Below are 7,635 nucleotides of genomic sequence, written 5' to 3' on the forward strand. Positions count from 1 at the left end.
GCATGAAGCGGTGCGGGCTGAAGATGGGGGATTCACTCATGCTGGGACCTCTGTCGGGGTTGGCCCCAGTGCTGCCAGCACCGCATCGGGCGCGAGGCTGAGGGCCTGGTACAGCAGCTCCAGTTGTACGGTGGTGGCCTGACCGGTGGTGGCCTGGTCTATGGCCTCAGGCCGATCTGTCCCGGCTTTGGCCACCCAGGCCCACTGCGCGCCCACGGGGGTGTGAAACAGCAGCTCAGGCGGGTCGGGCAGTTCGTCAGCGTGCGCGGCCACGCCCATGCGCAGGCGCTGGGCCACGCGCTGCATGGATGCATCCAGCACGATGCGCCCGCCGTCAATGAACCACAAGTGCGTGAGCGTGCTTTCCAGATCGTGCGCCTGGTGCGTGCTGATGAGCACGCAGCGCGTGCGCTGCTCGGGCCGGGCGAGCAAACGTCTGAACTGCATGCGGCTGGCAATGTCCAGCCCGTTGGTGGGTTCGTCCATCAGCAGCAGCGGAGTTTGTGCAGCCAGCGCGAAGGCGATGGCGGCTTTTTTCTTTTGCCCCAGGCTCATTTCGGCAAAGCGCTGCGCCTCGGGCACTTGCAGCTCGTGCAGGTATTCGCCGTACAGCGCAGGGCTAAAGCGCGGGTAGAACGCGGCGTGGTGGTGGCGCAATTGCACCGGGCTTAAGTTGGGCAGGTGAAACTCTTCCGGCAACAGCACCACCTGGGCCAAAAACGCGGGCGTGCGACGGCGCGGCACATGGCCCAGCACGTCGATGTGGCCCGCAGCGGGCGTGAGCAAACCGGCCATCAGTTTGAGCAAGGTGGATTTGCCGCTGCCGTTGCGGCCAAACAGGCCGTACACGCCCGGCTGGCGCACCATCACGTGCAAATCCTGGTACAGCGCCTGATGTCGCGGCTGCCGCTTGTAGGCAAAGCGCAGGCCGTCGATGTGCAGCACCGGCCGTGCTGCGGGCGATGTTGGGTGCGATAGGTCAGTGGCGTCGCTGGGGTGGTCGCTTTTCATCGACCACCGCCGCGCATGTCGGGGCCATCCGGATCGGGGCCGATTTCGGTGCGCAGCACGCGGTAGTCGGAGTTGAAAATCACGTTGAACGCCACCTTCTCGCTGGGCGGCTGCAAAAACTTCCATGTCCACACCACTTCGTTTTTCAGCTTGTAGGGCACTTGCCTGGCGGGCTTGCCCAGCATGCGGCGCACGTCTTCGACGCCCATGCCGGGCTGGATGCGGGCAAAATTTTCGGGTGTCAGCACCTGGCGCAACGCGCTCATTTTGCCGTCGGCTCCAATGGTGATCATGTAGTTGCTGGTGCCTTCGGGCTGGCGGTTGTATTCAAAGGTTTTGGCACCGCCCGCCTCGTGCCACACGCGCTCGGGCTGGCCAAAGCGCTGCACCACGTCGGCTTCGGTGGACTCGCCTTTTTTCAGCTCGTTGATGGCCTGCTGGTCGCAGGCGGCCAGCGCCATTGAAAAAACCAGCGCCAGGGTCGCGCCCCAGCCGCCAAAGCGCTTGTATCCGATGTGGTTAAAAAGGTGCTTCATGTGAAATGTTCATGTGAAGAATTGGCCCGGTAAAATGCTTTGAAAACCCAAGTTGTAACGCGCCAGCGCTTTGGCGCGCTGTCCTTTTTTGATTTCATTACTGTTACCAATTATGTCGCTCGCCCGCATTTTCCAGCGCCCGCATTACCGTTCGGACGTGACCCAGTTTATTGACGACCTCAAGCAAACCCGCCCCGAATTGGCGCAGCAGCAGGTGCAAGGCCGCGCCCTGCTGTGGGACAAGCAGGTTGACCGCGACCTGCAAGCCGAGTTCAAGGCGGCTCGCGTGGCGCAAAAACCTTACGTCTACCAGACCGCGCCCAGCGCAGATTGACACGCCCCCGGCTTGGTGGCTTTGGTCGCCATTCGGGCAGAGTTTGCCCAAGCCATTCAAGCGGCTGATTCACGCCGCTGCACCGCTTATTTGAACACCAAACAAGGCTCTGGCGCTTGTGTGGCAAGCGTTGGCAGCTATTGATTTCATAGATTACCCTCATAGATCACGCCATGTCGGCCACCGACGCCAGCGCCCCCCTGTTGACCGAAAACCCCGATCAGCCCCTGCTGCCCGAGGTGGTCGATCATGTGGCCGTGGCGCGCCTGTACGGCGAGCCGCTGTTTGCGCTGCCGCAGGACTTGTACATCCCGCCCGACGCGCTGGAGGTGTTCCTCGAAGCCTTTGAAGGCCCGCTTGATCTGCTGCTGTACCTGATCCGCAAGCAGAACTTCAACATCCTCGACATTCCCATGGCGGCGCTGACGCGCCAGTACCTGAGCTACGTCGACGAAATCCGCAGCCGCAACCTGGAACTGGCGGCCGAATACCTGCTGATGGCCGCCATGCTGATCGAGATCAAGTCGCGCATGCTGCTGCCGCCCAAAAAGACGGCCGAAGGCGAAGAGCCGGAAGACCCGCGCGCCGAGCTGGTGCGCCGCCTGCTCGAATACGAACAGATGAAGCTGGCCGCCCATCGCCTGAACGACGTGCCGCAGTTCGGGCGCGACTTTCTGCGTGCGCAGGTGTATGTGGAGCAGGCGCTGCAACCGCGCTTTCCCGACGTGGCGCTGGCCGACATTCAGCAAGCCTGGGCCGACATCATCAAGCGCGCCAAACTGGTGCAGCACCACAAGATTTCGCGCGAAGAACTCAGCGTGCGTGAACACATGTCCATCGTGCTGAAAAAACTGCAAGGCCGCCGCTTCGCTCCGTTTGAAGACCTGTTTGACCCCAGCCGCGGCGCGCCCGTGCTGGTGGTCACCTTGATCGCGCTGCTGGAGCTGGCCAAAGAAAATCTGGTCGAAGTCACCCAGGCCGAGGCGTTTGCACCCATCTACGTGCGGCTGGCCTTCACGTCGGCGTGAAGGCGATGGATGCCTGTGCGAGCATCAGGACGCTTGCACCGTGTACAAAAACTCCTCTTTTGATAGCTGTCCGTGCTTTTTGTATCGGCGCAGAAGCCTGATTTGGCATTGATTTTTTGCGTTGTCCCATGCCGACAGGTTTGAGAACTTTTGGGCAGTCGCTTTTGGCCAGCCCGCAGGGCGCGCCGATGGCACGCACAATGGATGGCCTGGTCGGGGCGACTTCGTCACTTCGGCCTTTTCTTTGAACTTCTGAAGGAGATGAACCATGGGATTGCTTGACTCTGTACTCGGCTCGGTGCTGGCGGGCCAGAACCAGCAAGGCGGCGGCCTGGACTTGGGCAACGTGCTGGGCAGCATGCTGGGCGGTGGCGGCCAGCAGCAAGAGCCACAGGCCGGTGGCCTGAACATGGGCGCGCTGGTGGCGCTGGCCCCGATTTTGATGAGCATGCTGTCCAACAACAGCAGCCAGGGCGGCCTGGGCGGTTTGCTGGAAAAGTTTACCGGCGCGGGCGCGGGCGATGCGGCCAATTCGTGGGTGGGCAGCGGGGCCAACCAGTCGGTCAGCGAAGACCAGGTGACGCAGGCGCTGGGGCCAGACGTGATCAGCCAGATTGCCGCGCAACTGGGCGTGGGCCAAGGCCAGGCGGCGGGCGGCGTGGCCGCCATCTTGCCAGAGCTGATCGACAAGCTGACACCGCAAGGACAGCCGCCGCAAGGTGGTCTGGGCAGCCAGGCCGACATCACGGCGATGCTGGGGCAGTTGCTGGGAGGACGTTAAATCTAAAGAGCTACTTTTATAAACTGACTTGAAGGCACCCTCGGGTGCCTTTTTTTATGGTAATTTGAGCGACCGTTTTTGCAGTCCAAAAAACTTCCAATATTCAGTATATTTTGTTTAAATATCTGCTGATTGCGACGTTTTTTGGAGGGCTGCGCCATGTCTTTGCTGACCAACCCGGTCATTGCGTTGTTTTTGTCGGTGTCGCTGGGCTATCTGATCGGCCGCATCAAGCTGGGGCCGATTGAGATTGGCGGTATTTGCGGCACGCTGTTCGTGGCCTTGCTGCTGGGCCAGTTGGGCGTGACGATGAGCGCGGATTTGAAGAACACGGCGTTTGCGTTGTTCATCTTCTCGCTGGGCTTTACGGCGGGGCCGCAGTTTTTTGCCAACATCCGCGGTGGCTGGCGCTTTGGCATGTTTTCGGTCATCGAGGTGGTGGTGGCGCTGGCGTTGACGCTGGGTTTTGCGCTGGTGTTTGGCTTTGACCCTGGCACAGTAGCGGGTATTTTTGCCGGATCGGCCACCGAATCGGCGGTGGTGGGCACGGCGTCTGAGGCGATTTCGCACCTGAATTTGCCCGCCAGCCAGATCGAGGCGCTGCAAGCCAATGTGGCCACGGCCTACAGCCTGACTTATTTGTTTGGGTTGGTCAGCATTGTGGTGTTTGCCACGCAGATTGCACCGCTGCTGCTGCGCATCAATCTGCGGCATGAAGCGCACAAGCTGGCCGCAGAACTGGGCCAGAGTGGAGACGAAGAAGGCGAGGGCAGCTTTCCCACCTTTGTCGAGCGCGCCTTTCACCTGGATGAACACGCCGGGCTGGATCAGGGACTGAGCGCGGGCGAGTTTGAGCGCATCTACAACTGGGCGGTCACTGTCAGCGGCCTGAAACGCGGTGATGCGCTGGTGGAGGTGGACATCAGCACGCCCTTGCAAAAAGGCGACGTCCTGTTTATCCGCGGGCGGCGCAATGCCGTGATTGGCGTGGCCCAACATTTGGGGCAAGAAGTGCCGATGCCGCACGGCGTGGGTTTTCGGGTGAGCACGCGAGAGGTGATTTTGTCGTTTGCGCAAGCGTTTGGCACCAACTTGCGTGAGCTGGGCGAAATTGCCCCGCCCGAGCTGCGCCGTGGCGTGTTCGTGACCGGCATCCGGCGCATGGGCAACGCCATTCCGTCGCTGCCGCGCACAGTGTTGCAGCAAGGCGATGTGCTCACGCTGTACGGCCCCGAAGATGTGGTGGCCGAGGCTGCCGCCCGGCTGGGCACCGAGCTGCCGCCGCAGGACAAGACCGATTTCGTCTTTATGGGCGCGGGCATTGTGGTGGGGTTATTGATTGGACACATCAGCATCATGGTGGGCCAGATGGATCTGACGCTGGGCCTGGGCGGCGGCGCGCTGGTGTCGGGGCTGGTGTTTGGCTGGATCAATATGCGCCGCCCCGCCCTGGGTGCCCTGCCCACGGCAGCGTCCAACTTTGCCAAAGACTTTGGGCTGGCAGTGTTTATCGCTGCGGTGGGGTTGCAGGCTGGGCCTGCGGCCATCACGCAACTGAAAACCTATGGGCTGGTGCTGCCGGTGCTGGGAGTAGTTGTTTCAGTGGGCCCGGCCCTGGTGTCGCTGCTGCTGGGCCGGTGGGTGATGAAGCTGCCCGCGCCGATTTTGTTGGGGGCCATTGCCGGGCAGCACTGCAGCACGCCCACGGTGACGGCGTTGGTGGAAAAAGCAGGCAACGGCACGCCAGTGATTGGCTACACCGTCACGTACGCCATCTCCAACGTCATCCTGCCGCTGATGGGGCCGGTGGTGGTGGGGCTGGCCATGGCGATGGGGGCACCTGCTGCTGAATAGGCCGCACGATGGCGTGGACACTGCGCGAGGCGGCCATGGCCGAGCGCAAGCACCTGATCGTGGATACCACCATGCCCCGCACCGACGTCATCCGGGCCTTGCAAGAGGCTGGCTATGAGGTCGAAGTCAGGGCCATTGCCACCCACCGGCTGGAAAGCGAGCTGGGCGTCGACAACCGGTTTACCAAAGACATAGATCGTTTCGGTCACGGTCGCCACGTCCCCAATGACGTACGCGCGGCGGTGTACAAGAGCCTTCCCGCATCGCTCGACGACGTATCCAGACAGACCGGTGTGCCCATCCAGATCTTCGACCGCGAAGGTGCGCTGCACTTTGACTCGCGCACCACGCCCCACGCATCGCCTGGCAGCGCACTGAACAAGACCCGCTTTGGCCGTCTGCTGAGCCAAGAACGCCTGAACGAGATGCACCAGCTGAGCGGCGCACAGCGCCAGTGGCACCGCGACTTGCCCGCTCGACTGCCTAATGATCAGTTGGACGCCGACACAACGCGCCACCTGCTGGACGAGCGCCAGGCCGACCAGGTGGAGCGCGACGTGCAGCGCCTGCACAACGAATTCGGTGGCTACCGCGCCGTGCGCCCCACCCTCAAAGCCGCCGGTGTGCTGGGCGCCGCCTACGGTGCCTGGGACGCCAAGGGCCAGGTGGATGCGGCCATCGACAGCGCCCGCTCCACGCGCCAGCAGTGGATCAACGGCAGCGAAGAAACGGCCAACCAGGCCACCAAGGCGGCCGTCACCGGCGGGGCGGCAGCCGTTGGTGCTGTTCCCGGCGCAGCCGCCGGTGTGCTCACCAGTGCCGTCACCGGCCCCGTGGGACCCGTAGTCGGTGGCCTGGCCACCGGCAGCGCCGCTGCCGTGGGCGCAGAAAAACTCTACGAAGACTCGCGCTTGCAGCAATTTTCCAAGTACCTCGGGCGCGAAGCGGGCGAGCTGGGCTACGACTACGTCAGCCGTGAAGGCCGCCTGCTGCGCCAGGTGGGCCGCCTCCAAGAGGCGCTCGACAGCGCCGCCGACCCGGCCGAGCGCGCCCGGCTGCAGGGCCGATTCGATGAGGCCAGCGCCGCCTTCAGCAAAGAAGCCGAACGCAACGGACGCTACTTCGAGGCCAGAGGTGGCATTGATCGTGCCTGGGAGCAGATGCACCAGCGCTTTGCCAACCTGGACAAGGACGACGTGCAAGACGCGCTGGACAGGCACATCGACGCAGGCAAGCGCCCCACGGACGCAGCGCGCGGTGCCTACAGCGATGCGGTCAGCCAGAAGTACCCGTACCAAATGCCCCATGAGCCGCTGGAGGACTACCGGGCGCTGAACAACGAACAGCTTGCGGACAAGCACCGCCAGTACCTCAGCGAGATGATGCAGGGCCACCAAGCGCTGCAAGCGTTGCAGGCCAACCAGGGCAACTCGCACAACAACCTGGATCAGGGCTGGCCCAAGGAGCTGGCCCAGCAGCGCCAGGCCCAGCGGATCACGCAAGGGCTGGACGAGCAATGGCGCGACGCGGGACACCTGACGGCCGTGCGCCAGGCCTACAAAGAGCGCGGCATGGAGCCACCGGCGCTGCCGCCTGAGTTGCAGCCGCCAGGCGCCCACAAGACAGCCAGCGAGCACAAGGCACCGGTGGTGATGGATTCCCTACCGGCGCAGTCATTGGACACGCTCAGCCGCCAGTTGGTCAGCGACAGCGTGCAGGCCGTCTCGAACGTGGCCAATCGTCATGGACTGGCCTGGGATCAGGGGATGGTCAACACCGCCTATGCGGTTGCTGCCCAGGCCAAGACTGAAGGGATGAGCCGGATTAACCTGTTTCATGCGGACGGTCAAACGATTCGCGCGGGCCAGTACGACGGCATCAGGTTGCAAGAGGTGACGCTGGACAGCTCAGTGGCGGCCAATACGCCGCAGGCGCAATCGCAGCAGCAGATGCAGATGCAGGCGCTGGATGCGCAAAAGGAGTTGGTGGCGCAGCAGCAAACGCATGAGCAGGTGCAGATCATGCAAGAGCCACCGAAGGTGCGCTCGCTGGGGCTGTGAGGGATGGTGGGTCGCCGAAACTCCACAAGGA

The 7,635-nt window shown here is 62.9% G+C and carries 7 protein-coding genes; 5 read left to right on the top strand and 2 right to left on the bottom strand.

Annotation, left to right across the window (positions count from 1 at the left end):
- Positions 1–36: 36 nt before the first annotated feature.
- Positions 37–1,011 (bottom strand): ATP-binding cassette domain-containing protein, encoded by a 975-nt coding sequence (locus ACK5NW_RS00350; protein ID WP_416924263.1) that lies wholly within the window; start codon positions 1,009–1,011, stop codon positions 37–39.
- On the bottom strand, positions 1,008–1,547 hold the full coding sequence (locus ACK5NW_RS00355; protein WP_416924264.1) for an outer membrane protein assembly factor BamE: 540 nt from the start codon (positions 1,545–1,547) through the stop codon (positions 1,008–1,010). The genes ACK5NW_RS00350 and ACK5NW_RS00355 overlap by 4 nt, the downstream gene beginning before the upstream one ends.
- A gap of 112 nt (positions 1,548–1,659) precedes the next feature.
- Between ACK5NW_RS00355 and ACK5NW_RS00360 the strand changes: the two genes are divergently transcribed.
- From ACK5NW_RS00360 to ACK5NW_RS00380, 5 genes are all read left to right on the top strand, one after another.
- Positions 1,660–1,881, top strand: a complete 222-nt coding sequence (locus tag ACK5NW_RS00360; protein WP_416924265.1) for a DUF3460 family protein — start codon at positions 1,660–1,662, stop codon at positions 1,879–1,881.
- 173 nt (positions 1,882–2,054) lie between these two features.
- Entirely contained in the window at positions 2,055–2,909 is an 855-nt protein-coding gene (locus ACK5NW_RS00365; protein WP_416924266.1) for a segregation and condensation protein A, read from the top strand.
- Between the two features lie 268 nt (positions 2,910–3,177).
- Positions 3,178–3,690 (top strand): YidB family protein, encoded by a 513-nt coding sequence (locus ACK5NW_RS00370; RefSeq protein ID WP_416924267.1) that lies wholly within the window; start codon positions 3,178–3,180, stop codon positions 3,688–3,690.
- Positions 3,691–3,849: 159 nt separating this feature from the next.
- Positions 3,850–5,544, top strand: coding sequence for an aspartate-alanine antiporter (gene aspT / locus ACK5NW_RS00375; protein WP_416924268.1), 1,695 nt, complete (start codon positions 3,850–3,852; stop codon positions 5,542–5,544).
- Positions 5,545–5,552: 8 nt separating this feature from the next.
- Complete coding sequence (locus tag ACK5NW_RS00380; protein ID WP_416924269.1) at positions 5,553–7,604, top strand: zeta toxin family protein; 2,052 nt, start codon at positions 5,553–5,555, stop codon at positions 7,602–7,604.
- Positions 7,605–7,635: the final 31 nt, after the last annotated feature.

Source organism: Ottowia sp. (assembly GCF_047975795.1).
Classification (GTDB): domain Bacteria; phylum Pseudomonadota; class Gammaproteobacteria; order Burkholderiales; family Burkholderiaceae_C; genus Ottowia.

Coding starts and splice junctions, on each gene's coding strand:
- ACK5NW_RS00350 (WP_416924263.1), bottom strand. CDS start 1,011: ATGAAAAGCGACCACCCCAGCGACGCCACTGACCTATCGCACCCAACA.
- ACK5NW_RS00355 (WP_416924264.1), bottom strand. CDS start 1,547: ATGAAGCACCTTTTTAACCACATCGGATACAAGCGCTTTGGCGGCTGG.
- ACK5NW_RS00360 (WP_416924265.1), top strand. CDS start 1,660: ATGTCGCTCGCCCGCATTTTCCAGCGCCCGCATTACCGTTCGGACGTG.
- ACK5NW_RS00365 (WP_416924266.1), top strand. CDS start 2,055: ATGTCGGCCACCGACGCCAGCGCCCCCCTGTTGACCGAAAACCCCGAT.
- ACK5NW_RS00370 (WP_416924267.1), top strand. CDS start 3,178: ATGGGATTGCTTGACTCTGTACTCGGCTCGGTGCTGGCGGGCCAGAAC.
- aspT (WP_416924268.1), top strand. CDS start 3,850: ATGTCTTTGCTGACCAACCCGGTCATTGCGTTGTTTTTGTCGGTGTCG.
- ACK5NW_RS00380 (WP_416924269.1), top strand. CDS start 5,553: ATGGCGTGGACACTGCGCGAGGCGGCCATGGCCGAGCGCAAGCACCTG.